This is a genomic window from Mesobacillus selenatarsenatis SF-1, from assembly GCF_000813125.1.
GTDB classification, from domain to species: domain Bacteria; phylum Bacillota; class Bacilli; order Bacillales; family Cytobacillaceae; genus Mesobacillus; species Mesobacillus selenatarsenatis.
In genome coordinates this window covers 62,670-89,432 of sequence record NZ_BASE01000005.1, presented here as the reverse complement: position 1 = coordinate 89,432, position 26,763 = coordinate 62,670, and the positions used below count along the sequence as shown (strand labels likewise).

The window sequence follows — 26,763 nt, the reverse complement described above, 5'->3', positions numbered from 1 at the left end:
TAAGTATGTTCCCCGTTTGGCAAAAAGGAAGAGCAACCAGGCGAAAAAACTCATCTCCGTTAAAGAGATGAGTTGAATGTATCATATTTATAGAAGGAAAATATGTTCCCCGTTTAGCCAAAAGGGAGAGCAACCGGGCACATCAAAAGTGATATGGACTGGAAAGTGGTAAAAACTTCGGCCGATTATGAATATAGCAAACAAAGAGTCAATGCCCCAAGGTAAGCGGGTTCAACTCAATAAGTATTAGTTATAGTAAAAAGGTTACTGTGACCTTTGATTGAGATTTGGCCTCAGTAACCTTTGATATACACTTTTAGCTTTAGCAAAGAAATATTCTGTTAAACTGGCTGCTTACCTACATCATTCATCAATCGGATCATTCTTATCCCATTTGATCGTGAACAAAATTTTCGATGATTTTTTATTGGGGTGTTCGAAGGCTTCGGCTGTTACTTTTTTCTGCAGTTCCATTTGTTGGGCGATGAAGCCTGCTTCTAGCTGGAACGTGGTTTTTGGGTTGTTTTTCAGTCGGGAGGAAATTAGCGCGCTGCCAAGTTCAAGCACCATTTCTCTTCGGGATTCTTCTTTGATGGTAAGTGTGCCCCAGCCGGCATCCTGGAAAAAGCGGATGGTTTCGTCAAGGCTTGCTAATGGAAACTTTCGGGCAAGACGCTTCCCGGCCCAATATAGGATTTCTGGCGTATCTTTGCCGAGCAATTCCGGCAGAAGGACTTCCCTGATCAATTCGTATCCAAACGCAGGGACAGCCAGTGGCTCGCTCTCAGTTTTTTGCTCAGAAGTAGTTATTTCGCTCATGTTCTCCCCTCTTTCTATCACTCTATTATAAACAATTTGCCGCGAAAACATTAAATTAAAAAGTTGTTAAATATTGCTTGGCATAAGAAATTCTATAAAATTTTTCCATGTTTATACCATACCCGAAACTTTGGTATCCAAAAATTATTGTTCCGGGAAATTTTAATTAGCTGTGTCCTATAGGCAATAGTATTATTTTAATATACTCTTTAACGCGTTGGAATAATTAGAAAGTGGTATTTTTACAATATCAATATATTTTAAAAATTTTATTTATATAAGCATTTTTATGTATCCGTTTTCTTGACGCTCTATTATGATGGGAGTAAAATGAACATGTCACATAATTGTAAGAAATGCTTATTTATTTGATGTTGGGTTGAATCAATCTGTTAGGTTAATAGAGATAGGGAGAGAAGCCTGAACATCACGGCCAAATTTCAAGGGGGGTATACATATGGCAGGTAGACAAGAGTTTTATTGGCGGAGGCTGCATTCTTTGCTGGGTGTCATTCCAGTAGGTCTTTTCCTTATGCAGCACCTTGTAGTCAACCATTTTGCTACAGGGGGAGAAGAATCATTCAATAACGCAGCACATTTTATGGAGCAGTTGCCTTTCAGGTATTTTCTAGAAATTTTCATTATCTTCTTACCATTATTATTCCATGCAATTTACGGTCTTTATATTGCTTTTACTGCTAAAAACAATATAGGCCAATACAGCCATTTCAGAAACTGGATGTTCATGCTTCAGCGTGTATCTGGTGTGATCACTTTGGTTTTCGTAGCTTGGCATGTATGGGAAACCCGTATTGCAGCAGCATTTGGTGCAGATGTTAACTTCCAGATGATGGAGACAATTCTTTCATCTCCATTCATGCTTTGGTTCTATTTAATTGGTGTCATCTCGACAACTTTCCACTTTGCGAACGGATTATGGTCATTCTTCGTAAGCTGGGGAATCACTGTAACACCACGTTCACAAGTGATTTCCACTTATGTCACTATCGGGGTTTTCATTGCGCTTTCCATCGTAGGTGTACGCGCTATCCTGGCATTCGTATAAAACCTTTTCTAGGACTATTTGCTGAAAAAAGATTTACTTTTGATCGGATATGAAAGACAGACATGGATTTAAGGGAGTGAGTCACGATGAGTAAAGGTAAAGTTATCGTAGTCGGCGGCGGTTTGGCCGGTTTAATGGCTACAATAAAAGTTGCAGAAACAGGAACTCCTGTTGAACTGTTTTCTCTTGTGCCGGTAAAACGTTCCCACTCTGTATGTGCACAGGGCGGAATCAACGGCGCAGTAAATACTAAAGGTGAAGGTGACTCTCCATGGGAGCACTTTGATGATACAGTATATGGCGGTGACTTCCTTGCGAACCAGCCTCCGGTTAAGGCTATGGCTGAAGCAGCGCCTGGCATCATCCACCTTCTTGACCGTATGGGAGTTATGTTCAACCGTACGCCAGAAGGTTTGCTTGATTTCCGCCGCTTTGGTGGTACTCAGCACCACCGTACAGCATTTGCTGGTGCAACAACTGGGCAGCAGCTTCTATACGCTTTGGATGAACAGGTACGCCGTCATGAAGTGGCTGGATTGGTCACAAAGTACGAAGGATGGGAATTCCTTGGTATAATCAAGGACGAAGAAGGTGTCTGCCGCGGAGTCGTAGCACAGAATCTGACTTCAATGGAAATCAAATCATTTGCTGCTGATGCCGTCATCATGGCAACTGGTGGTCCTGGTATCATTTTCGGAAAAACTACGAACTCAGTTATCAATACGGGTTCAGCTGCTGCGATCGTATATCAGCAGGGTGGATATTACGCTAACGGTGAATTCATCCAGATTCACCCTACAGCAATCCCTGGCGATGACAAACTCCGCCTGATGAGTGAATCTGCCCGCGGAGAAGGTGGACGAGTTTGGACTTATAAGGATGGCAAGCCATGGTACTTCCTTGAAGAGAAGTATCCTGCTTACGGAAATCTTGTTCCGCGTGACATCGCTACACGTGAAATCTTCGATGTGTGCGTAAGCCAAAAGCTTGGCATCAACGGCGAGAACATGGTTTATCTTGATCTTTCACATAAGGATCCTAAAGAGCTTGATATCAAGCTTGGCGGTATCATCGAGATCTATGAGAAATTCATGGGCGATGATCCAAGAAAAGTTCCTATGAAAATTTTCCCTGCAGTTCACTATTCTATGGGCGGACTATGGGTTGACTATGATCAAATGACAAACATTCCAGGCCTGTTTGCTGCAGGTGAGGTTGATTATTCACAGCACGGTGCGAACCGTCTTGGAGCTAACTCACTATTGTCTGCAATCTACGGTGGAATGGTAGCAGGTCCAAACGCGATTCGTTACATCAACGGCCTTGAAAAGAGCTCAGATTCTGTTTCTTCTGTATTATTTGATGATGCAGTTAAGATGGAGCAGGAGAAGTGGAATAATGTAATGTCACTAGATGGCACTGAAAACGCATATGTTCTTCACAAAGAGCTTGGCGAATGGATGACTGACAATGTGACTGTTGTTCGATACAATGATAGACTTCTGAAAACAGACGAGAAGATTGTTGAGTTGATGGAGCGTTACAAGAATATCAATATCAACGATACGGCAAAATGGAGCAACCAGGGTGCTGTGTTCACACGCCAGCTTCAAAACATGCTTCAGCTTGCACGTGTTATCACAATCGGTGCATATAACCGTAACGAAAGCCGTGGGGCGCACTATAAACCAGAATTCCCAGATCGTAATGATGAGGACTTCTTGAAAACAACAATGGCGAAGTTTGTTGATGCAAACTCTGCGCCAGCTTTCCACTATGAAGAAGTTGATACTTCATTAATCCAACCGCGTAAGCGCGATTACTCTAAGAAGAAGGGGGAGTAATAAGGTATGTCAGATAAAAAAACTGTCCGTTTTATCATCAGTCGTCAGGATACTCCTGATTCAGCCCCTTATCAGGAAGAGTTTGAACTAGATTACCGTCCAAATATGAATGTCATTTCCGCGCTAATGGAAATTCGCCGTAATCCTGTAAATACAAAAGGTGAAGCGACTACTCCAATTGCTTGGGATATGAACTGTCTTGAAGAGGTTTGTGGTGCATGTTCAATGGTCATCAATGGCCGCCCGCGCCAGTCATGCTCAGCGCTCGTTGACCAGCTGGAGCAGCCAATCAGGCTAGAGCCGATGAGAACATTCCCGGTTGTCCGTGACCTTCAGGTTGACCGCAGCCGCATGTTTGATTCTTTGAAGCGTGTTAAAGCATGGGTGCCAATCGATGGTACTTACGATCTCGGTCCTGGTCCACGTATGCCAGAGAAAAAGCGTCAGTGGGCATATGAACTTTCCAAGTGTATGACATGTGGTGTCTGCCTGGAGGCTTGCCCTAACGTAAACGACAAGTCAGACTTCATCGGGCCACAGTCATTGTCACAGGTTCGTCTCTTCAATGCCCACCCAACAGGTGCTTTGAACAAAGGCGAGCGTCTTGAAACAATCATGGGAGATGGCGGACTCGCAAACTGCGGTAACTCACAGAACTGTGTCCAGTCTTGCCCTAAAGGCATTCCATTGACAACTTCAATCGCAGCCTTGAACCGTGATACAACACTGCAAGCATTCAAAAACTTCTTCGGAAGCGATCAAGTATAAAGAAAAGCGCAAGCGCCTTGTTCAGACACGACAAGCGCTGGAAGGCCGACCAGTGAAGTCGTTCTTTGACTTCATTGGGTGGACTGAAGCGACTTGAGGGTCTAGGCGCTGGAGCTGGACACTAATCTGAGTGTTTAAAGTTTATACTTAATTCTACAAAAGCAACCTCCTTTTCTTTTTTCGAAAGGGAGGTTTTTTCTTTTACGGCTAAAATAGTACTTTTTTAGAGGGTGGTTCCCTTGGTATACTTTACTAAAGGCATAAATGGGAGCGGTATATGAAACTTACAAAGATATTGGCGATTGGGATTGTTGTTAGTGGTGTAGTTATCCTGGGGATTGGATTGTTTCAGTTATGGGACACTAAACGACAGGAGCAGATTTCCCTTGAGGCAGCAAAAGAATTGGTCGAGGAAGATAAACCGAAGGTAAAAAAGGAAGAATTCAAGCCTGAGACAGGAGAGGCTTCTGGATTGCTGTTGATTCCAAAAATTAATGCGGAATTGGCAATAGTCGAAGGAACGGATGCTGACGATCTTGAAAAAGGAGTTGGCCACTATAAAGGCTCGTTCTACCCTGAGGAAAACGGACAAATTGTCCTATCAGGACATCGTGATACAGTCTTTCGCAAAGCAGGGGATTTGGTAATAGGGGATCAATTGACGATGAAAATGCCTTATGGTAATTATACCTACGAGATAACCGGCACGAAAATTGTCAGCGCAGATGATACCAGTATCATTACCCTCCAAAATTCCGAAGAAGAGCTCGTTCTAACAACATGCTATCCATTCAGTTATGTAGGTGATGCGCCCGATCGTTATATTATTTATGCGAAAAGGACATCGGATGATCATTGAATCAAAAATACTATGTAAAGTGAGCCAGGACCAATAGTCCTGGCTTGCTTTCTTTTTATCTAGTAAATAAGTTCGCCTCTCTAGAAAACGTTTTCATACTATAGATTCATTTTTCAGTATTTATCAAAAAACTTACATTCACTTCATGAAAAGGCGTAATTATCCATGTTATATTTCACTTGGCGGAATACTATAAATTCCGACAAAATTTCAGGAGGAATATACATGGGGAATTTAAAGCGTAAAACTATTTCCTGGCTGACAGCAGTTATTTTACTAGTAAGCTATGCGATACCGTTTTCTGGTCAAGCATCCGCTGAAACCGTTATGACTGTCCAGCAGGCAATAGAAAATAACAATGGTACAGGTACAGTTGAAGGATACATAGTAGGGCATGCAAAAGGTACCAATTCATATAATTATGAAGCACCATTCAAAGATAATTATAATTTTTTGATGGCAGATACTGCTGGTGAAACAGATCCTGCAAAGATACTGCCAGTTCAAATAAGTCCTTCTTATAGAGACGCATTTGGCTTACAAACCAATCCAGACATTGTTGGGAAAAAGGTACGGGTTACAGGATCGCTGACTGCCTATTTTACTGTCCCAGGGTTAAAATCCCCATCGGCTATGGTGTTCGCTGATGGCAGCGGCGGGAATCCAGGTGAACCAGGCGAGCCAGAAACGCCAGCAGTAACTGGCTTGAAAATCCATGATATCCAGGGTGAAGGCCATGCTTCTCCATATAAGGATCAGCAGGTAGCTCAAGTTGCGGGTATTGTAACAAAAGTTGAAGGAAACAATGCTTTCTTCATGCAGGATCCGGAAGATGATGGCAATCCCAATACATCTGAAGCTATTTATGTATATAAAAAGGGCCACGGCCTTGCTGAAGGTGATCAAGTCGAAGTCGATGGCCTTGTGAAAGAGTGGGTATTGGATGGTTACAGAGAAAAGCTGAAAACCGACCTTGCAATGACTGAAATCAACGCTACTAAAGTGACAAAACTTGCTTCGGGCGTCGAGGTTCCTGAGCCGATTATCATTGGTCAAGACCGTATTGCTCCAACCCAGGTAATCGACAATGACCAATTTAGTGTTTTTGATCCTGCGGAGGATGGCATTGACTTTTATGAAAGCCTTGAAGGAATGAGAATCGGAGTAGAAAGCCCGCAGGTAATTGGGCCTCAAAAGTATGGCGAAGTACCGGTCATCGCCGAGAAGGTTGAAGGGAAAGTATACAGCCCGCAAGGCGGAATCCTGCTGACTGAGGAAAGCTCTAATCCTGAAAGAATGTTACTGCTTATTGATCGTGATTTTGTAGCAAAAGCAGGGGACCATTTTAACGGCCTGGTTACTGGTGTTGTTAGCTTCGGCTTCTCCAACTATAAAATCCTCGTTGACCAGGAAACTCTTCCTGAGCTGGTTGAGAGTGAATTGATCGAGGATTATGTCACTTTTGAACAAAAAGAGAATAAACTAACGATTGCCAATTATAATATTGAAAATTTCTCTGCTGAAACTGATCAATCCAAGACTGCTAGAATTGCAGATTCAATCAACAATAACTTAAAGACCCCTGACATTGTTGGTCTGGTAGAGGTACAGGATAATGATGGCCAGGCTGCCAGCGGCTCTGCAGATGCATCACAAAGCTACCAGGCTTTGATTGATGAAATTATTGCACAAGGCGGACCTGCATACAGCTGGACCGACATCGCTCCTGAGTACAATCATGATGGTGGTGCGCCTGGAGGTAATATCCGGGTTGGGTATTTATATAATTCAGAACGAGTTCAGCTTAAAGAAGCTCCGAAAGGAACAGCTATAGACGCTGTTGCCTATGAAAACGGGGACCTAACCTTGAATCCAGGAAGAATTGATCCACAGAATCCTATTTTTGAAGATACTAGAAAGCCATTGGCTGCAGAGTTTGTGTTCAAAGGACAGGAAGTAATTGTCATTGCGAATCATTTTAACTCAAAGGGTGGAGATGATCCTTTATTCGGGGTGACCCAGCCACCTGTACTCGATAGCGAAGTGCAAAGAATCGAGATTGCAAAATTGCTCAATGAATTTATTGCAGGCATACATGCAGAAGATCCAAAGGCAAATGTTGTTGTCCTGGGCGATTTGAATGACTTCGAATTTTCCAAGCCAATTGAGGTTCTGGAAAACGGCCAATTGACTAATATGGTTGAGACTTTGCCAGAAGGCGAGAGGTTCACTTACAACTACCAGGGGAATTCACAGGTGTTGGATCATATTCTTGTATCTAATCATCTTGCTGATCAAACAGAGGCTGATATTATCAATATCAACTCCTTGTATATGGAAGAGCATGGACGAGCAAGTGACCATGATCCTGTGATGGTGCAAATTCATTTGAATAATGGGCATAGACAGTGTCCGGATTCAAGTGGCAACGGACCAGAAAAGCAGAATGAAGATAACGGAAAGCATTTAGGGCACGATAAAAAAGGTAAAGCTTGTGGCTATAACAAGGCTAGCTGAATCTAAAGGAGGGATTGGAAATTTCCAATCCCTCTTTTTTGTTGTCTATTAAAATGTAAAAAAATTCCGATGTGGATATATCTATATGGATTTTTCATAATCCAGCTCCAGCGCCTAGCCCCTCGAGACGCTTCGATCCTGCCAATGAAGTCAAAGAACGACGTCACTGCCAGGCCCTCCGAGGCACACGATGTGCTAGACCCGCCAGCCACAGGACGTGGCGTTATAGGCGGGCAGCGCTTGTCGGGGCTGGACAAGGCGCTTGCGCTCTTTGCCCTTCCCAAAGAGACTAAAAATATTTATAATAAAGAAAAGAATGAATGTTCATTCAGTTTACGGGAGGTTTCAACATGAAGAAGATGGAATACATTAATGAGATTGTAAGCTGGGAAGAGGAGTTTGAATTTTTTTACCAGGTGAAGGTACGGTTTTCTGAAACAGATATGTTTGGGCACTTAAATAACACTGTCCCGTTTACATATTTCGAACAGGCGAGGATTGAGTATTTTAAGAGCCAGGGGTTCATGCAGGATTGGGTCAAACCAGAGAATGAGACGATTCCGGTCGTTGCCGATCTGCAATGTGATTATTTAAGCCAGATCTTTTTTGATGAGAACCTAAAAATATACGTGAAGGCAAACTCGATTGGGAATTCCTCGGTTGATCTTCACTATATGGTCAAAAAAGCAGACGGCTCGATATGCCTGACTGGAAGGGGAACGATCGTTCAAATCTCCAAGAAAACAGGCAAGGGAGTATCCTGGACAGAGGATATGAGGCACTTGTTTTCAGAAAGCAAGAAATCCATCGTTAAATAAGTTTTGTGTTAATTAATAAGGCTCTTTTCTCAAACTTTGTTGCTATTGAATACAAAATTGGAGTGAATCACCATATTCCTTCGTAAAGTTGACGCTTCTTATGAGAAAAGAGCATGCAAACTTAATACCGACCTGCAAAATGGGGATATATTACGTTAAAATCGGCTTTAGGATTTTAACAACAATTTTTACGAAAACAGCCATTAATAAAAAATGGCATGAAGTCCCTTAAATATTGTCACTACAATTCTTTCCTTCACATATGATATTTTGACTAAATTTATACCCACCCCGCAGTTCACAGCTGGCGAAGGCAAGGAGGGTTACAATACTTGAAGGAAAATGAATATACTCACAAGCCATTACTCACTAAACGCGAAAGAGAAGTTTTCGAACTGTTAGTACAAGACAAAACAACAAAAGAGATCGCTAGTGAATTATTTATCAGCGAAAAAACGGTTCGGAACCATATTTCAAACGCCATGCAAAAGCTTGGTGTAAAGGGGCGTTCCCAAGCTGTTGTAGAGCTCCTGCGTATGGGAGAGCTAGAACTTTAATCAAGACCGGCCAACCTGGATGGGAGGCCGGTTAAGATGTTTAAAGGGGTAAAACAGGCTGTAATCGGAATTCTGTCTTGAAATTTACTCGAAAAAAGTAGAAAATAAGGACAATAGTAAAAATCATCTCTGCTTGGATAACAAGTTTTATGGATAAAGGAAATAGATTTTTAGGAGTTGTTTTGGATGAAACTTGAAGGGGTAGAAAAAAATCAGGGGCTGGAGACAGTTGCTGATATCGAAAAGGATCTACGGTACATATCTGGGATCATAAAGCAGAAGGGACGCGAACTCCTCAGCAATTACACAATTACTCCTCCCCAGTTCATTGCACTGCAATGGCTATTCGAGGACGGGGATATGACAATCGGGGAGCTGTCGAATAAAATGTTCCTGGCATGCAGCACCACCACGGATCTTGTTGACAGGATGGAGAAAAATGAACTTGTTGTAAGAGTAAAGGATCCTAATGACAGGCGTGTTGTTCGCATCCATTTGCTGGACGAAGGTGAAAGGATCATCGATGAAGTGATCAAGAAACGCCAATTGTACCTTCAAGAGGTATTGAAGGATTTTTCAGGTGAGGAAATATTATCCCTTAAAGAGGGCTTAACGAAATTACATCAAGAAATGCGTGGAGAATGAGGCGAGTTTTTTGAATCGACCAATCGGAATCATTGATTCAGGAGTAGGCGGGCTAACCGTTGCCAAGGAAGTCATGAGACAGCTTCCATATGAACAGATCATCTATGTCGGTGATACGGCCCGTTGTCCATACGGGCCTCGCCCTGTTGAGGAAGTGAAAAGATTTACCTGGCAAATGACCCGCTTTTTGCTTGAAAAGAATATTAAAATGCTTGTCATCGCGTGCAATACAGCGACCGCGGTGGTCCTTGACGAAATAAGGAATGAACTATCGATTCCTGTGTTAGGCGTCATCCAGCCTGGTGCGAGGACAGCAATCAAGGTAACGGACAATTATAAAATTGGCATTATCGGAACTGAAGGCACAGTAAAAAGCCGAGCATACGAGCATGCACTGAAATCCATCAACCGTAAGACTGCTATTGAAGCACTCGCCTGCCCTAAATTCGTGCCGCTTGTAGAAAGTGGTGAATACGATGGACGAGTCGCAAAAAAAGTGGTCACTGAAACCCTGCAACCATTACATGGGCTGGGACTTGATACATTGATCCTGGGCTGCACCCACTATCCTTTGCTCGAACCACTCATTAAGGAAGTCATGGGTCCTGAGGTCAAGGTGATCAGTTCGGGCGAAGAAACAGCCCGAGAGGTAAGCACGATCCTTGGCCATAACGACATGTTTGCTGACAGGGAAGAGCTTCCTGAGCATTCCTATTACATGACAGGCTCAAGAACGATTTTTTCCTCCATAGCATCCCAGTGGCTGGAAAGGCCGATAGAAAACGTTGAGAAAATTAAATTAGGTTAATTATGGCTTCCGGAGACGGAGGTCTTTTTTGATTTTGTTTAATTCTATTTTATTTGACCAAAAATCTTCTCAAAGGCGGTCTAAAATATCCAAAGGCTCGTATACATATTAGTACAAACTGTCTTTGGAGGGATTTATATGTCAAAAAATAAAAAGGCTGTGGTCGTAACAGCTGCTACATTGGCAACTACGGTATTCCTATCTGGCTGTGGACTGTTCGGTGGCGAGGAAAAGAAGAAGATCGATCCTCCCCAGGATGTTACTTTCATGGAAGATGGGGAGGCGCTTGATGAAAATGTTTCTACAGAAACAAGTGAGGATGGAAAAGAAGCAGTTGAGACGTCCAATCAGACAGAACTTTATTTGATCGATAAAAATGGATATGTCGTCTCACAGACGATGGGTCTGCCGAAAAAAGAGGGTGTAGCCCAGCAGGCACTGGAATACCTTGTTGCGAATGGGCCTGTTGAGCAAATGCTTCCAAATGGCTTCAGGGCCGTCCTTCCAGCTGACACACAAATGACAGTGAACATCAAGGACGGAACAGCGACAGTAGACTTTTCAAAAGAATTTGCAACCTATAAAAAAGAGGATGAGAAAAAGATTCTTCAGGCTGTGACATGGACGCTTACACAATTTGATACAGTTAATGAAGTTAAGCTTCAGATGAATGGCACTCCTCTTGAGGCAATGCCTGTAGGCGGTACTCCTATTGGGGGAGAGTTGAGTCGTGCGGATGGCATCAATGTCGACAACTCCGATGTCGTTGATATCACAAATACTAAAGCAGTCACTGTTTATTATATTGGCGGTGAGGAAGGCGCATATTATTATGTTCCTGTAACAAAACGCGTCAGCAATGATGTGAAGGATAACATTACCGCAATTGTGAACGAGCTTGTTGAAGGACCAGCATATGCATCCAATCTACTGTCGGACTTCGAGTCTGGTGTAAAGCTGCTCGAAGCGCCTAAGGTTGAGGATGGAAAGGTAACATTGAACTTCAATGAATCAATTTACGGCAGCTTTGAAGAAAAGATGGTATCTGAACACCTGCTCAATTCACTTGTGCTGTCACTGACAGAACAGAATGGTGTTGAGAGTGTGGCCCTTACGGTGAATGGGAAGGCGGATGTGCTGACAGAATCGGGAGAAAAACTGGCTGAGCCGGTTACAAGGCCTGAAAAAGTAAACACAGGTAGTTTTTAATAGCCAGATTTTGATATACTAAATAAAGACATTCAAAGAGGCAGGCACATATCCTGCCTCTTATTTATTGTGTTTTCCAGGCAGGCTGTCTGCCTTTTATCATGCTAAGGAGGGCTTTTAAATGCGATTTGATGGGCGTGAACCCCTGCAATTAAGACCAATACATATTGAAACTGATTACCTGAAACATCCAGAAGGCTCTGTGCTGATTTCTGTTGGAGATACGAAGGTAATATGTACTGCCAGCATTGAGGACCGCGTTCCTCCATTCATGAGGGGCGAAGGAAAAGGATGGATTACGGCAGAATACTCTATGCTGCCACGCGCTACTGAACAGAGGAATATTCGTGAGGCGGCAAAAGGAAAGATTACCGGAAGGACTATGGAAATCCAGCGTTTGATCGGCAGAGCACTGCGCGCAGTCGTTAATCTTGAGGCTATAGGCGAGCGAACTGTTTGGGTCGATTGTGATGTCATCCAGGCAGATGGCGGCACACGAACTGCGTCAATCACCGGAGCATTTGTTGCTATGGCTATGGCTCTAGAGAAGCTGAGCAAGCAAAAGAAGCTGTCTGCGTTTCCAGTGACAGACTTTCTTGCTGCGACGAGTGTCGGGATTTTGAAGAACGGCGAGGCTGTTGTTGATTTGAATTATGTTGAGGATTCTGCTGCCAATGTCGACATGAATGTTGTCATGACAGGCAATGGAGAATTTGTTGAACTGCAAGGTACCGGAGAAGAAGCTACTTTTTCATACAGCCAGCTGCAGGAGCTCTTAAAGGCAGCGCAAGATGGAATAACAGAACTGTTCGAAAAACAGAAGGAAGCACTAGGGGAAGAATTGACTGCTAAAATTGAGGGCGGAAAAAAGAAATAGGGGAGATCTCAAAGATGGAATCAGTCATAATCGCGACAAAAAACATAGGAAAAGCAAAGGAATTCGAGAAGCTTTTTTTGCCAAAAGGGTTGGCGGTAAAAACATTGCTCGATTATCCAGAAATTGAAGATGTAGAAGAAACAGGAACAACTTTTGAGGAGAACGCTATCTTAAAAGCTGAGACAATCGCTAATAATCTTGGTGTCCGTGTGATTGCGGATGATTCAGGACTAGAAATCGACGCATTGGAAGGACGGCCAGGTGTGTATTCTGCACGCTACGCAGGTTCTGAAAAAAATGATGAAAATAACATCGACAAAGTCCTCGAAGAACTTCAGGGTGTGCCAGAAAGGGAGCGAACCGCAAGATTCTGCTGTGCACTCGCGATGGCAGAGCCAGGTAAGGAAACGGTGACGGTATTCGGGACATGTGAAGGAAGAATCCTGAATGAAAGGCGCGGTAGCAATGGTTTTGGCTATGATCCGATTTTCTTCGTAGAAACAGAGGGAAAAGCTATGGCCGAACTGGCCTCAGACGAAAAAAATAAAATCAGCCATCGGGCCAATGCGATCAGAAAACTGGACGACCTCCTGAAAAAGCTTGAGGATAGCCATGAGTAAGGTGCTGATTGTCAGTGACAGCCACGGGTCAACTGAGGTACTTGAGGGAATCGAGAAGCTGCATGGAAATGATGTGGACTTGATGATCCACTGCGGTGACTCAGAGCTTTCTGAAAGCGATGCTGCTATTGTGAATTTCAGGTCGGTCAAAGGGAATTGCGACTTTTATGGCACCTTTCCTGATGATGAAACCCATGACGTAAATGGTGTGAAAATCTTTGTGACGCATGGGCATCTTTACTCAGTAAAGTCTACTCTCGTAAATTTATACTATAAGGCTAAAGAACTGCAAGCTGATATTGTATGCTTTGGACATTCACATTTGCTAGGAGCAGAAATGGTCGATGATGTACTGTTCATCAATCCAGGAAGCATCAGGCTGCCACGGAGCAGGGCTGAAAAGAGCTATGCCATCCTTGAGCTGGAAAACGAAAAAGCTATATTACAGATCTATGACTATGGTAATGGAGAGTTGACAGAGTTAAGACAGGAGTTTTCACTTCACAAAAAGAGTTGAAACTACTATAATGATTTTCTGAGGGGAGTCATCAGGTTTCCCTCAGAAAAAAAGTTATGATTTATTATTGACTTTTAGTTGTTTGGCTAATATAATAAATCTTGTCTTTAAAAAACAACCAAGTCCCAGTAGCTCAGTTGGATAGAGCATACGCCTTCTAAGCGTACGGTCGGGAGTTCGAATCTCTCCTGGGACGCTACGAACAGCGGCGATAAAGCCCGCTAAACTAACCTTCTATGACGTTAAATGAAACGGTCAATGTATCGGTCAAATGCGAAAGTATTACCGAAATCGACTTAGCCATTTACGCATAGGAGGTTTTTTATTTATGACAAAAAAGAAAGCGGTACTCACGGTAACAGAAGATTTAAGTGGGTTATTTAACGGAAAATCAGAGCAATTCGGCGGAAAGGTTGAGAAGGCGAAGTTGTTGAAAGAACGAGATACAGACCGTCTCACTATCGAAAAGGCACTCGCTACTGTTACCCGTCAAATGGAGATAAGCGGCAACCGTCCACGCACAATTAGCGATTATAACATTTATGTTAAACATTTTATTGGGACGGTAAGGACAACGTATGTGGACGAACTAAACTCCGACCATATTTACGAATGGCTTGCGATTATGGACGTTTCTAAGCAAACTAAGTTAACTCGCCTAAAATGTTTGAAGGCATTTCTTTCTAGGTGCTTTGACAACGGTTGGATAGAGCGAAAATTTTGGCGTCCAATTAATATAAAAGTCGATAATATTGTTAAGGAAGGCGCTGCTGAACGCGATATTAATATTCTGCTATCGGTATTAAATTTAAATGACTTTGTGCAGCTTCGAGACGCTACAGCGCTATTATTAATGTATAAGACAGGTTTACGTATAAATACTATCGTTCACTTAGAAAATCGACATATCGACCTAGAAAACAATCTTATGAAGATCGACGGCTCAATCATAAAGAATCACGACCAACTTTTATTACCGATCGATGGGACTCTAAATCGCTTGCTAACAGTTCTACTCAACCAGAATGAGGCTATCCGTAAGGAATATCAAAGAGAAAATAATTATGTTTTTATAACGAAGCAAGGCGGTATTATTGCGACGAGCCAAACGCATAATAACATACAAAAGAGATTGAATAAGTACGCTAAAGAATATGGACTGAAAAATATTAATCCCCACGCTTTACGAAGAGGGTTTGCGAAGAATCTGCTCGAAAAAGGCGCTAATATTGCCCATATTTCAAAAGCGTTAGGACACAGTAATTTAGCGGTAACCAGCCAGTACTTACATCTCGATAAAGAAGAAGTAGCGGAGAACTTACGTAAATTTTTATAATTACTTTTTGGGCGCAGGCGATTATGCTTAGCGCTCTTTTTCTATATGTAGAAAGGAAATAATTGTATAATAGAGTTATCAAATCAAAGGAGGAAGTTCAATAATGGAAGAACAGGTTGCTCAATTAGCTATTAGATTTACAGAAGCATTGGGGAAGAACTCGTATGATTGGGTTAGTACAAAAATGACACAAGCTAAAGAAAAGAAAGCAGAAAACGAGAAGCAAATTATCTATGAAGAAATCATTAATAATCTATTACAAGATAAAATGGAACTAGAAATGGTAGCGCGCGAATATAAAGGCTTATACGAAAGAGTTACCATAAGTGACGAAGACATTGAACACCTTCAGAACACCCTTCAACGGGTAGTAGAACTATTAAGTTCTTTTTCTCCAAAGCTTGATGAAAATCGCGAAAATATGAAGTTTTTAATTGAACTGATAAATAAGGATACATTAAAAACAATGCAATTATTAGGCTTTAATTATAAGGAAGCCATCGGTCAACCATTGACGGAAGCATGCGCAGGTGCTATTCAGAGAGGGTTAGGCGGGAATAATAAAAATTCGAAAAATAAAAGATAGAATAGAATAGCTTAAAACTATGGCATTTAACTTCAATGAACAAAGCTTGCGACTGTAGAAATTAAATTAAAGATAATCGGTGAAAACATTGAGGGGGGAATGTTTGTGAGTGAGAAGCATATTTTCGAAAGTGGCACGGCGTTTGTAGAAGTAAGTCCTATGAAGGTTACTATCAAACATAAAAAAGGTACTTATCATAGTCGCAAAGAAAAGGATATACAAATTAAGTCCATAACGGGAATTCAAATGAAAGAGCCAGGGACGATATTAGCAGGACACATGCAAATAATTTTCTCAGGCTCAGGCGAATCGAAGGGGCGCTCAAACTTTGACGCTGCGAAAGACGAGAATACTGTAATGTTCCGCAAGAAAGACTATCCTGAATTCCAACGTTGTAAGCAATTGATCGAAGACTACCGAGACGCAGCCCTTCAAATCGAAACTACGACGATTCAGCCGCTATCAATTGCCGACGAATTAAAGAAGTTTGCAGAGCTACGGGACGCAGGAATTATAACAGACGACGAGTTTAATGCCAAAAAACAGCAGCTTTTAGGATAATACGCAGAGAGGACGCTATAACAGCGTTCTTTTTTTTATGGGTAATGTAGGAAAAAATTGTATAATAAGTTTATAGACATAGAGGGGTGCTAATTGTGAGCAAAGAATTTTCAATTGAAGAGGTTGAAGTTGCTAGAGTTAAAATTCTTGAAAATGCAACAGAGTTAATAACTGAAAGCGAATTATTATTGACGAACGGGAGATATGCAAGAGCATATACATTAGCACATTTAGCCTGCGAGGAACTATCCAAAATTGCGATGATTGTAAATAGTATGGCTGAGAATATTGTGTATGGTGATACGAATTGGAAGAAACTTAATGACAGACTTGTCAGACACAAAGAGAAATTTAAAAGTGTTATTATTACGAAAATGGATAAAGTAGAGAGATTTATTAAACTATTGAATATTAAACCGGAACAATTAGAAGAAAAGTTAAATAACCTAAAAAATGAAAGCCTTTATGCAGGTAGATATAAAAATGGCGAATACTGCAAACCATCAGAAGTTATAACAGAAGTGATAGCTTCTCATATGCTTGATTTGGCAAAGGATTATTATAATTATTATGGGAGTAAAGAAGAATCATTGAAAGGGAATTTATTTCAACTTGAATCTAATCAAGACTACCAGAATTTTTATAAGGAGATTATGGACTTAGTAAAGCTATATCCAATGGAAGGTTACGTGGCAATAGAAGAATATGAAAGAAAAGGTTTAGAGGATATAGAGGAATTGAAAAAACTAATATTGATGTCAATTTACATCAGAAATATTAATATAAAAGAAAAAGATGTATTAAGAATGATGAGAGAAGTAGGAGTACAATATAATCACGACCAGAAAAATGAAGAGGAGCGCTAATATGGAGAAAGTTTTATTATGGATAAATTCGAATGGTTGGTTAGTTTCTATTTTTGGAATAATGTTAGGGGCAATACTATCAAACTTTCTAACAAAAAATAAAGATTTGTTAATGAAAGTCGCAGATAAGAAAAGTCAATATTATGCAGAATATATAAACGCTTTACTTGTTTTTAGTAGGCCTACAAGTATAAGAACTGATTTTAATACTAGTTACGAAATTAATAGAAATTATATGTATTGTAAGAACTTAGTTATTTTATATGGCTCTGATGAAGTTATCGAGAATCTTGCGATTTGTGAAAAAGAGGGTATCAGCACAAGTTCGATCGAAGGGCAAGAGCGATATATCGAATTAATTAAAGCTATGAAAAAAGATGTTGAACAACCAAAGCTAATAAAGTCATGGTGGAAGAGAAAGGATACCCACCGTAGGGACGGAAATATTTATGATATTCTTTTTGATTATAAGAAAGATTAGAGAGGAATAAATTGGCGCATGCTAAATAAGCTTAGCGCTTTTTTTTATTCAATAGATAACGATCAATACGAAAGTAATATGTAAACGAGTAACGTTAACCGCCAGTTATCGCAAAAGTCCTTTCATATAAGCGTATAAAGTAAAAATGCTTGGTGATATATCGGTTACAATCGTTTACATATATTGAACTCATAGGGGTTCATGCGCTGCCCGTTCCTACCGGAAGCCTTACTGTAAAACCCAGGGGGTTAAGCGGAATTGAAATTAATACTCAAAAACTGCGCACAGCGTTCCGATAGAGTGTGCTTATACGGTAACGTTTCAAGGGAAAACAGGAAGGCAGTAATAACAAGGGTTTGCGGCTATTTGTATTGTTACCGTTTGACTGTTACTGAAATTAAAGCTAAAATTAAAGCAATAACAGAAACGGATATCGGGGGTAACGATAATGATAAAAGCATACATACGAGTAAGCAGCGAATCACAGAACACGGTTAGACAAAAGAAAGCTCTTAAAGCGGCAGGCTGCGAAGTATTCTACGAAGAGAAAGTAAGCGGCAAGAATACAGAACGTCCAGAGCTACAACGCTTGCTCGCGGAACTGGAAGAGGGAGACATAGTAATCGTACATGAAATAAGCCGTCTATCTCGCTCAGTTAAAGACCTTATCGATATAGTAGACCGTATTAAGGAAAGAGGCGCTTGTCTTAAGTCGCTAGGCGAATCATGGCTCGATACTACAAGCGACAATCCTATGAATGAGTTCTTACTAAACATTTTCGGCAGTCTTGCGCAGCTAGAGCGAGGACTTACGCTTAAACGCCAAAGAGAAGGAATCGAAATAGCGAAAAAAGAGGGCAAGTTTAAAGGACGTAAGCTAGAAGTAGTAGAGGGCGGCAAGAAAGCGGAGAAGGCGGCACAGGCGATAGATTGGTATAAGGAAGGGAAATCAGTTCGCTATATAACGAAGACGCTATCGATTGGTACAGGTACGCTGTATAGATTATTAGAACGTGAAGGCTTAAAGTAATTAGGGCGCAATAGAGCGCTCTTTTTTATGCCTGCATACCCGAATATATCACGCCACAACATTTTTACATTATTACGGGGTGTTATACGATGACACGTTACGCCGATATGGAAGCCGCATTCTATCGTCTATCTATCTTGTATCCGAAAGTAGCAGCACAGTGAGCAGCGAAAAGCTAATCGAACTCTATTCGTATCTTTCTTGTATAATCTGTGTATTCAATCGCTCAGAGAAGAGCAAGAAGACTCGCATTGAATCGTTAAGTAATGTGGGGAAACACCATAGAAGAATCATTGAGCGCAGCTTTAATCTTACACGGGGCTATAAGGGGCAATTTTACACGCCCCCAAGCCCCCTATAAATTATACCTGCAATTGTACCTTTTAAATTCCGTGTACGTAATCAGACTCGGTAGATAAGAAATAAAAAAAGCGTAAACATTAGTTCTTGTTAACAGACTAACGTACGCCGTAAAAGGTTATTACCTTCTTCTTTTTTTCTAAGAGTAGCACTAAAATTCCCTGCTACATTGGTGAATAGATTTAAAGGTATTTCTAAAGGGTACAACCCACCAATAACTATAGATTGATTATTTTTATTATCATTCCTTCTTGCCTTTTCAATAATCTCTTCCAATAATTCTACTTGTTCACTATTCTTAATCTCTTCGTCTAGTGCAGCAAGCTTTTCTTTGTTAAGTTTTATTTCTTCGAGTAAACGAATGATTTCTTTATTCTGATTAATTAAGTTGAGTACTCTGCTCTCATTTCTTTTAATTTGATCCTGTAAAAATAAACTTGTACTTGCCTTTATTACTAGAATTTCCATTTCCTTTTTTTGTTTATCCAGTTTGCTTAACTCAGTCTCTTTTAAGTTAAGTTCGCTTTTTTTTGAATTTAAATCCTCAGCAATTTTTGTAACTCTTTCGAGGCTTTGTATTTCTAGTATTTCTAAGTCTTTTGGTGTTAACTTCGGTAAGGCAAATGTTATTAACCCGCATAATGTTGCAACTCCACCAACGATAGTTGCATACGAATTGTAAGTATTACTACTAATCCAATTTAACTTTACAGCAACGAAGCCCCCTATAAAATATAGAACACCTAATGTAATGATTGCCAACAAAATCTTTCTCAATTCTATTCCCCCTAAAAATTACCTATTCCAATTATATATGTTTTTAACAATAGAGAATAAGAGATTTTTAATATATTTATCCAATAAAGTTTACTATCCGCGCCTATCTTTTTAAAGGGGGTAGACGCATGACAAAAATATTTAGTCCAGTCAATATTAACGAGAAAGAAAATACCAAGTCGAAAACTGAAACAAAGCTAGAGGGGCTAAAGCGGCGATACAAAAATCGTCCCTCTATAGATTACGTTCTACAAATCGAAAAGTTATGGGAGCGTTATGCCTTAGAGCTAGATACTGCGAAAAAAGAACAACGCTTAGAAACGCTCTTAAAGCAGCTAAGTCATTCGATTAAGTGGCGGGCGAAAGAAGCGGGCAAACAATGGAACAATAGCCGCCTAAGCGCAGCAGACTCCGAGAGTATCTTTTTTGAGGAAGCATGGAAGCTATGCGATAACTATAATCACTTCGGCGAGTTCTACTTCTACGAGACGCTATTACTCGTAATTAAGCGAAGAGGAATCGACCTTACAAGGAATCGGACAAGGACGCAGCAAGGCGCTTTCGAGCTTAAAGTTCGGCGATTAAAAGAAGAAGCTGCCGATTATATTCCAGACACGCAGACGGACGTAGAGGGCAGCTCTGTTAATAGCTTACTAGTTGCTCAGATTCTAGCCGTACCGACTTTAACGGAGCAGGAGCGCAAACTATTGCGAACTAAGTACGATAATCCCGACTTATCTAAAGTGGAACTTTCCAGTGCGTTAGGGCTCAAACATCATCAGGAAGTAACGAGGTTATTTAAAAGGCTTAAGATTAAATTAGCTGCATTCGATAATAAAAATTAATCGACTATCATAACCTTTCCTTTTACTTCTACGCCTTCTCTTAGAGCTTTTTTCCCGTTCCAATACGTTATTTAATTCGTTAGCTCAGATAGACTTCGCACAAATTTTTTAAAAAATAATCTTTTAATACCAAAGCTTAAAAGTAACAGCGCCTATGGTTGTGTAAGGCGAGAACGCCTTAACAAAATAAAAGGGGAGCTAAGAGAAATGACAAACAAACTACCAAGATACGAACTATTCGAGAAGTACAACGAAGAGAAGCAGCAGGGCTTACAAGTGCAGCAGGAATATGCGGAGAAGGTTACCGTAGCAGAGTTAGAAGTTAAGGGGCTAGAATACCGCTACAACGAAGCAATTAAGAAAGCTGTAGCAGAAGGCGCAGACAATCGAAAGGAGCTAGCTAAGATTAAGAAAGAGCAATCGGCAGCTATTGCCAATTTAGAACACGCTCGAGAAATGCAAAAAGCAGCACGGGCGATTAATAGCGGCTCAATCACGCTAGAAGACTTAGAGAACGGGCTAAAGGAGTATCAAACGAAGTTTCAGAATGAACACATCGATCCAGAAGTCAAGAAGCTCGAAAAGCTTAAAATCGAGTATCTTGTGCAGTTTATCGAAATTCAGCGTCGTATTAAGTTTTTCGAAGACGAAGCAAGGAAAGCTTTTAATACAATCAATCCCCGTTATGGCGGTTACACTATCCCTTACAGTGTAGGATTCCGGACACAGCAGGCAATCGAGAAAGTTTGCGTAACGAGCTGCGACATACAGACGCTACAACGTGGAGAAGTGCCGAACAGCGTAAAGGAGCGATTAACTAATGAGCGGATATAAGAAACTACGGCTACAAGTCGAAGGAATCAAGAAAAAGCTACGGAGTGGCGAAAGTATTACGGCTAGCGAACTAGAAGCGATTAAGCAAAAGGCTGCGATGAACTCTAGCACAGATAACTTAACGCTATACGCAGTAGCGAAGAAGCACGTAGAAGTAGCTAAGCTAGAAGAGAACGAACACGACACCGAAGAGCAACACGAAGAGTAAGACCTAGAGTAGCGCTTAACGGCGTTGCTCTTTTTTTGATACCAAAAGTGCTCGTAGCCTGCGCCTATAGGAACGTCGGGAGACAAAAAAAATCAACGGGGGATCGTTAGACATGAACGCAAGGAGATATTTACGATTACTGGAACTAGTAGACAATGCGCAATACAAGGTAGACGTAGAAGCAGGGACGATAATCGGGGCTAGGAATAAGCCGCTTAAGCCGATTCTTGTAACAAACGGATATCACTACGTCAATTTGCACCACAACGGGAAACATGGATTTTACACTGTTCACGAGCTAGTAGCTTTTTTCGCAGGGCTAGAAATTATCAACAAGCAAGTGAATCACATAAACGGTAACAAGACCGACAATAGGCTCGCAAACATAGAAACCGTAACAGCAGCCGAAAACCTACGGCACGCAAGGGAAACGGGCTTATGGAAGCCGAGCAAAGGCGCAAGAAGCGAAGTTATCGTAAGGGAAATTAGAGCCAAATATTCGAAAGGTGACGTAACACAGGCAGAACTAGCGAAAGAGTACGGAATCCAACAAACGACAGTAAATAGAATCGTAAATCATAAATCATGGACGAAAGTAAACGAAGGGGAAAAACGATAATGAATCCTAAAGAACTAACATTCGAAGAGCTACAGATACAGGCAGAAGCAATCAGGCATAGAATCTACAAGACCATCAATAAACGCACGACTAAAGAAGAATTTACGATTCTCGAAGAGTACGCAGAAAGAACGAACACAGACCGTAATTAGCGTGGAGTAGCGGTTGCCAGGCGTAAAAATGCCTACAGATATCGACCTAGATAACAATGAGAAGACGTAGGCCAAAAGCTTACGTTTCTTTTTTATCTTGTAGCAAAATTTAGGACTAAATGCGGCTATATGCTTGATAAAATAACACTTTCTTCATCTGAATAAGCGTGCTATAATGAAATCGGTCGAAAGTTCGGCAAATGACCGTTACATATTGACGATTTAAATGCCGTTCAATGACCGTTACATCAGCGTTTATAGGAAGCGTTAGTTTTCGCCTTCTAAGCGTGCGGTCGGGAGTTCGAATCTCTCCTGGGACGCCATTTAAACTACATACTTTAACTCACCTTTTTGAAAGGTGAGTTTTTTTTATGTCCTCTCGTTCCTATCCGCTAGGAAACTGAAGTTCAATAAAAAAATTTTATTTTTTACAAATGTGAATATATCAACAATGTAAGCGGATACAAATTAACTAACTAATCTAAATTATCAAATAATTTAGAAAAAGGGTGTTGACGAGTATGGAAATTGGGCGTAAGATAATCCTCAAATAAAAAAACAAGTTGAAAGCCTCTCGAGTGAATCAGGGTTTTATATTAATTTTTTAGATGATGTAAAACTGTATTTTTTTAACCTTTTAATTTAATAATTTAAAGCGTCTATTTGTTAAAGGAGTGTTTATTGTGCCCGATCAGTGGATCTACTTAAACGGTGAATTTGTCACCAAGGAAAATGCTAAGGTTTCGGTATATGATCATGGATTTCTATACGGAGACGGTATTTTTGAAGGGATACGGGTATACAGCGGCAATATTTTCAGGATGGAAGAACATATGGACCGACTTTACCGGTCAGCTAAGTCCATCATGCTGAACATGCCACACTCTAAGGAGGAGTTCACCGGCCTTGTTGTTGAAACAGTGGAACGGAATCAACTCAGAGATGCTTATATCCGCATTGTCGTTTCCAGAGGTGTCGGGGACCTGGGGCTGGATCCCTATAAGTGCCCGAAAGTGAATGTCGTCATCATTGTTGAGCCGCTCTCTATTTTTCCAAGAGAATTGTATGAATGCGGACTGGAAATTGTCACTGTTGCGACCAGAAGAAATCGTCCGGATGTATTAAGTCCAAAAGTAAAATCATTGAATTATTTAAATAATGTTCTTGTGAAAATCGAAGCACATCTGGCAAATGTAAGTGAGGCGCTCATGCTTAATGACCAGGGCTATGTTGCCGAAGGGTCAGCGGATAATATTTTTATCGTCAGGGGAAATGAATTTCTCACACCGCCAGGATATGTTGGAGCACTTGAAGGAATCACCAGAAATGCGGTAATTGAAATCGCGAAAAATCTTGGGTATGAGGTCAAGGAGGAACCATTTACCCGCCATGATGTATACACAGCCGATGAAGTATTTCTTACAGGGACAGCAGCAGAAGTAATCGCAGTTGTTAAAGTGGATGGAAGAGTCATCGGCGATGGAATACCGGGACAGCATACACAAAATATCCTGCGTGAATTCAGGGCAAGAGTCGTTGCAGATGGAATCCAGGTCTATCCGGAAAAAGCTCATCAAGTAAGTTAAAAGCCTCTTTTCGTAAACTTTCAATATCTAATTGAATAAGGATAAAAGCGAGGACAGGGACAAGTAATTTAATGCGATCAGCATGCACAGAGAGCCGGGGGTGCTGGAAACCGGTGATGCCGCATTAAATGAACTCACCCTGGAGCGCCAGTTTGAAAGGAATCCTAGTAAAACTGGTCGAGTGCATGGCACTTGTTATCAAAACCGGCAGCTGAGCTGTCACGAGTGCACGCATCATGCGTGAATAAGGGTGGTACCGTGGAAAAAGGAGATAAAGCCTATTCCATCCCTTTGCCTGGGCAACCTTAGGCATATGGAGATGGATGGGCTTTTTTATTTTGAAAAAATAGTACAGTGGGAGGTTCGATAAATGGAAGCTGCCTTGAAGGAAACAAAGGCTAATACGAGTGAAGTAACCGGTGCGGATTTACTGATTAGTGCGCTGGAAAAGGAAAATGTCGAAGTCATTTTTGGCTACCCGGGAGGAGCAGTCCTTCCGATTTACGACAAACTCTATGATTCTAAAATACTTCATGTTCTGCCAAGGCATGAACAGGGAGGGATCCATGCAGCGGAAGGATACGCGAGGATCAGCGGGAAACCGGGTGTGGTAATCGCTACATCTGGACCGGGAGCGACCAATATCATCACCGGCATTGCGGATGCGATGATGGACTCCTTGCCACTAGTCGTCTTCACAGGCCAGGTTGCGACTGGGGTAATCGGTACAGATGCCTTCCAGGAGGCCGACATTCTTGGAATCACTACTCCTATCACGAAGTACAACTATCAGATCAGAGATATTAAAGACATACCGCGGATCATCAAGGAAGCCTTTTATATTGCGACAAGCGGAAGGCCAGGTCCAGTCGTCATCGATTTCCCAAAAGACCTGGCAGCAGGTGTATCGGCAGAACCAGTTGAGGAGGAAATCTATCTTCCTGGTTACCAGCCAACTACGGAGCCGAATTTCCTTCAGGTAAGAAAACTATCCGAAGCAGTAAGCAGGGCAAAAAGGCCGGTCATTCTTGCAGGGGCAGGTATCCTCCACGCGAAGGCGTCGAGCGTGTTAAAAGAATTCGCAGAACAGCAAAACCTTCATGTTGTCCACACATTATTGGGGTTGGGAGGCTTTCCGGCCAACCATGAACTGTTCCTTGGAATGGCTGGGATGCATGGCTGCTATGCAGCGAACATGGCGCTTTATAATTGTGACCTGCTGATCAATATCGGAGCACGATTTGATGACCGGCTGACCGGAAACTTAAAACATTTCGCCCCAAAAGCAACTGTTGCCCATATAGATATCGACCCGGCTGAAATCGGTAAAAATGTGCCAACTCAAATTCCGGTCGTCGGAGATGCTGGAGAGGCATTAAGACAATTGCTCAGGGTGGGAGCAAGTCCACCTCAACAGGAAGAATGGAAAGAAACACTCGCAGCCTGGAAGAAGGACTTTCCTTATCATTACGAAAACAGCGAGGTGCTAAAACCACAAAAAGTAATGGAGCTTCTATATGAAAAAACGGCGGGTGAAGCAATTGTCGTGACCGATGTCGGCCAGCATCAAATGTGGGCGGCACAATATTATCAACTCCAGCAGGCTGATCGATGGGTGACCTCAGGAGGACTCGGAACAATGGGATTTGGACTTCCTGCAAGCATTGGAGCACAGCTGGCAGATCCGACAGCGTGCGTTGTGGCCGTTCTCGGAGATGGAGGCTTCCAGATGTCAACGCAGGAGCTGGCGGTCATCGCAGAGTTTAAGCTGCCGATCAAAATAGCTATTCTAAATAACAAAGCGCTTGGAATGGTCAGACAATGGCAGGAGATTTTTTACAAAGAAAGATATTCCCACAGTAAAAATCCGGTCCAGCCATCTTTTGTAAAACTGGCCGAGGCCTATGGTATCAGAGGGTTTGAAATCAACTCCGAAGCAGAAGCGCATTTGGTCCTGAATGAGGTCCTGCATGACAAGGAGCCGGTGCTGCTCGATTTCAGGGTCGATGGTGCCGAAAATGTCTACCCGATGATCGCACCTGGAAAAGGAATCCACGAAATGGTGGGAGTGAAAAAATGAAAAGGATCATAACGATGACGGTCTTGAACCGGCCGGGAGTACTTAACAGGATCACGAATTTATTTTCGAAGAGGAACTACAATATTGAAAGCATCTCGGTAGGCCTGACCGAGCAAGAGGGAGTTTCGCGCATTACCTGTGTTGTCCATGTGGAGAATGACGGAATGGTCGAACAAATCACGAAACAGCTCAATAAGCAGATTGATGTCCTTAAGGTGGCGGATATCAGTGACCAGGCGATTGTTGCCCGGGAGCTCATTCTCATGAAGGTGCCCGTCCTTCCCCACAACAGGGCAGAGATTTATTCGATCATTGAGCCATTCCGGGCATCGGTGATTGACGTCAGCAAGGATAGCATCATTATCCAATTGACAGGAGAAACAGAAAAAATTGAAGCGTTTATCGATCTAATAAAACCATATGGAATCAGAGAATTGGCTCGTACCGGAACGACAGCATTCCCAAGGGGGAACCAGCGTACCGGCCAGCAAAAATCGTTTTCATTTGTGTAATATAAA

General features: G+C 41.7%; 29 protein-coding genes, 1 tRNA gene and 1 other annotated feature. Of the genes, 28 read left to right on the top strand and 2 right to left on the bottom strand.

The annotated features are described in order from the left end of the window. Positions 1-363: 363 nt before the first annotated feature. Positions 364-819, bottom strand: a complete 456-nt coding sequence (locus TY49_RS01260) for a YslB family protein (RefSeq protein ID WP_041964086.1) — start codon at positions 817-819, stop codon at positions 364-366. 457 nt (positions 820-1,276) lie between these two features. Here TY49_RS01260 and TY49_RS01255 point away from each other — a divergent pair, with 457 nt between their 5' ends. From TY49_RS01255 to TY49_RS01155, 20 genes are all read left to right on the top strand, one after another. Beyond that, a complete protein-coding gene (locus TY49_RS01255) occupies positions 1,277-1,885 on the top strand; it encodes a succinate dehydrogenase cytochrome b558 subunit (protein ID WP_041964085.1) in 609 nt (202 codons plus the stop codon). A gap of 86 nt (positions 1,886-1,971) precedes the next feature. After that, on the top strand, positions 1,972-3,729 hold the full coding sequence (gene sdhA, locus TY49_RS01250; protein ID WP_041964084.1) for a succinate dehydrogenase flavoprotein subunit: 1,758 nt from the start codon (positions 1,972-1,974) through the stop codon (positions 3,727-3,729). Between the two features lie 6 nt (positions 3,730-3,735). Continuing rightward, entirely contained in the window at positions 3,736-4,497 is a 762-nt protein-coding gene (gene sdhB / locus TY49_RS01245; RefSeq protein ID WP_041964083.1) for a succinate dehydrogenase iron-sulfur subunit, read from the top strand. Between the two features lie 277 nt (positions 4,498-4,774). Next, entirely contained in the window at positions 4,775-5,356 is a 582-nt protein-coding gene (gene srtD / locus TY49_RS01240; protein ID WP_041964082.1) for a class D sortase, LPxTATN-specific, read from the top strand. 225 nt (positions 5,357-5,581) lie between these two features. Further along, the gene (locus TY49_RS01235) at positions 5,582-7,873 is read left to right on the top strand and encodes a DUF8508 domain-containing protein (protein ID WP_052442038.1); all 2,292 of its coding nucleotides are present in this window, start codon (positions 5,582-5,584) and stop codon (positions 7,871-7,873) included. A 350-nt stretch (positions 7,874-8,223) separates the two neighbouring features. Continuing rightward, positions 8,224-8,691 carry an acyl-CoA thioesterase gene (locus TY49_RS01225; protein ID WP_041964080.1) on the top strand — a complete coding sequence of 156 codons (468 nt, stop codon included), beginning with the start codon at positions 8,224-8,226 and terminating at the stop codon, positions 8,689-8,691. 332 nt (positions 8,692-9,023) lie between these two features. After that, the gene (gerE, locus tag TY49_RS01220) at positions 9,024-9,248 is read left to right on the top strand and encodes a spore germination transcription factor GerE (RefSeq protein WP_019154738.1); all 225 of its coding nucleotides are present in this window, start codon (positions 9,024-9,026) and stop codon (positions 9,246-9,248) included. Between the two features lie 186 nt (positions 9,249-9,434). After that, the gene (locus tag TY49_RS01215) at positions 9,435-9,893 is read left to right on the top strand and encodes a MarR family winged helix-turn-helix transcriptional regulator (RefSeq protein WP_041964079.1); all 459 of its coding nucleotides are present in this window, start codon (positions 9,435-9,437) and stop codon (positions 9,891-9,893) included. A gap of 10 nt (positions 9,894-9,903) precedes the next feature. Continuing rightward, positions 9,904-10,701, top strand: a complete 798-nt coding sequence (gene racE, locus TY49_RS01210) for a glutamate racemase (protein WP_041964093.1) — start codon at positions 9,904-9,906, stop codon at positions 10,699-10,701. Positions 10,702-10,839: 138 nt separating this feature from the next. Beyond that, entirely contained in the window at positions 10,840-11,910 is a 1,071-nt protein-coding gene (locus tag TY49_RS01205; protein WP_041964078.1) for a GerMN domain-containing protein, read from the top strand. 121 nt (positions 11,911-12,031) lie between these two features. After that, positions 12,032-12,787, top strand: coding sequence for a ribonuclease PH (rph, locus tag TY49_RS01200; protein WP_041964077.1), 756 nt, complete (start codon positions 12,032-12,034; stop codon positions 12,785-12,787). Between the two features lie 14 nt (positions 12,788-12,801). Further along, positions 12,802-13,407, top strand: a complete 606-nt coding sequence (locus TY49_RS01195) for an XTP/dITP diphosphatase (protein ID WP_041964076.1) — start codon at positions 12,802-12,804, stop codon at positions 13,405-13,407. After that, on the top strand, positions 13,400-13,924 hold the full coding sequence (locus tag TY49_RS01190; protein WP_041964075.1) for a metallophosphoesterase: 525 nt from the start codon (positions 13,400-13,402) through the stop codon (positions 13,922-13,924). The genes TY49_RS01195 and TY49_RS01190 overlap by 8 nt, the downstream gene beginning before the upstream one ends. Positions 13,925-14,046: 122 nt before the next feature. Next, positions 14,047-14,120: transfer RNA gene (locus tag TY49_RS01185), tRNA-Arg, on the top strand. Between the two features lie 132 nt (positions 14,121-14,252). Continuing rightward, complete coding sequence (locus TY49_RS01180) at positions 14,253-15,260, top strand: tyrosine-type recombinase/integrase (RefSeq protein WP_041964074.1); 1,008 nt, start codon at positions 14,253-14,255, stop codon at positions 15,258-15,260. A gap of 103 nt (positions 15,261-15,363) precedes the next feature. Continuing rightward, positions 15,364-15,846, top strand: coding sequence for a hypothetical protein (locus TY49_RS01175; RefSeq protein WP_052442037.1), 483 nt, complete (start codon positions 15,364-15,366; stop codon positions 15,844-15,846). Between the two features lie 105 nt (positions 15,847-15,951). Continuing rightward, the gene (locus TY49_RS01170; protein WP_052442036.1) at positions 15,952-16,407 is read left to right on the top strand and encodes an SHOCT domain-containing protein; all 456 of its coding nucleotides are present in this window, start codon (positions 15,952-15,954) and stop codon (positions 16,405-16,407) included. A 95-nt stretch (positions 16,408-16,502) separates the two neighbouring features. After that, on the top strand, positions 16,503-17,273 hold the full coding sequence (locus TY49_RS01165; protein ID WP_041964072.1) for an AbiV family abortive infection protein: 771 nt from the start codon (positions 16,503-16,505) through the stop codon (positions 17,271-17,273). A 1-nt stretch (position 17,274) separates the two neighbouring features. Continuing rightward, the gene (locus tag TY49_RS01160; RefSeq protein ID WP_041964071.1) at positions 17,275-17,754 is read left to right on the top strand and encodes a hypothetical protein; all 480 of its coding nucleotides are present in this window, start codon (positions 17,275-17,277) and stop codon (positions 17,752-17,754) included. Positions 17,755-18,202: 448 nt separating this feature from the next. Continuing rightward, the gene (locus tag TY49_RS01155) at positions 18,203-18,784 is read left to right on the top strand and encodes a recombinase family protein (RefSeq protein ID WP_041964070.1); all 582 of its coding nucleotides are present in this window, start codon (positions 18,203-18,205) and stop codon (positions 18,782-18,784) included. Between the two features lie 450 nt (positions 18,785-19,234). Here the strand turns inward: TY49_RS01155 and TY49_RS01150 are convergent, their stop codons facing one another. After that, positions 19,235-19,921 (bottom strand): hypothetical protein, encoded by a 687-nt coding sequence (locus TY49_RS01150; protein WP_041964069.1) that lies wholly within the window; start codon positions 19,919-19,921, stop codon positions 19,235-19,237. A 128-nt stretch (positions 19,922-20,049) separates the two neighbouring features. Here TY49_RS01150 and TY49_RS01145 point away from each other — a divergent pair, with 128 nt between their 5' ends. The 8 genes from TY49_RS01145 to ilvN all read left to right on the top strand — a co-directional run bounded on the left by TY49_RS01145 (position 20,050) and on the right by ilvN (position 26,757). Next, positions 20,050-20,766, top strand: coding sequence for a hypothetical protein (locus TY49_RS01145; RefSeq protein WP_041964068.1), 717 nt, complete (start codon positions 20,050-20,052; stop codon positions 20,764-20,766). A gap of 207 nt (positions 20,767-20,973) precedes the next feature. After that, positions 20,974-21,600, top strand: a complete 627-nt coding sequence (locus TY49_RS01140) for a hypothetical protein (RefSeq protein ID WP_041964067.1) — start codon at positions 20,974-20,976, stop codon at positions 21,598-21,600. Beyond that, positions 21,587-21,808, top strand: coding sequence for a hypothetical protein (locus TY49_RS01135; RefSeq protein ID WP_041964066.1), 222 nt, complete (start codon positions 21,587-21,589; stop codon positions 21,806-21,808). The genes TY49_RS01140 and TY49_RS01135 overlap by 14 nt, the downstream gene beginning before the upstream one ends. A 112-nt stretch (positions 21,809-21,920) precedes the next feature. Next, positions 21,921-22,427 carry an HNH endonuclease gene (locus tag TY49_RS23740; protein ID WP_052442035.1) on the top strand — a complete coding sequence of 169 codons (507 nt, stop codon included), beginning with the start codon at positions 21,921-21,923 and terminating at the stop codon, positions 22,425-22,427. Continuing rightward, positions 22,427-22,579, top strand: coding sequence for a hypothetical protein (locus TY49_RS24460; protein ID WP_156972572.1), 153 nt, complete (start codon positions 22,427-22,429; stop codon positions 22,577-22,579). Before TY49_RS23740 ends, TY49_RS24460 begins: the two co-directional genes overlap by 1 nt. A gap of 683 nt (positions 22,580-23,262) precedes the next feature. After that, positions 23,263-24,165, top strand: a complete 903-nt coding sequence (gene ilvE / locus TY49_RS01120; RefSeq protein WP_041964065.1) for a branched-chain-amino-acid transaminase — start codon at positions 23,263-23,265, stop codon at positions 24,163-24,165. Between the two features lie 41 nt (positions 24,166-24,206). Beyond that, positions 24,207-24,459: a binding site (T-box leader), on the top strand. A 76-nt stretch (positions 24,460-24,535) separates the two neighbouring features. Further along, positions 24,536-26,245, top strand: a complete 1,710-nt coding sequence (gene ilvB, locus TY49_RS01115; RefSeq protein WP_041964064.1) for an acetolactate synthase large subunit — start codon at positions 24,536-24,538, stop codon at positions 26,243-26,245. Then, entirely contained in the window at positions 26,242-26,757 is a 516-nt protein-coding gene (gene ilvN / locus TY49_RS01110; protein WP_041964063.1) for an acetolactate synthase small subunit, read from the top strand. Before ilvB ends, ilvN begins: the two co-directional genes overlap by 4 nt. The last annotated feature ends 6 nt before the right edge of the window (positions 26,758-26,763 follow it).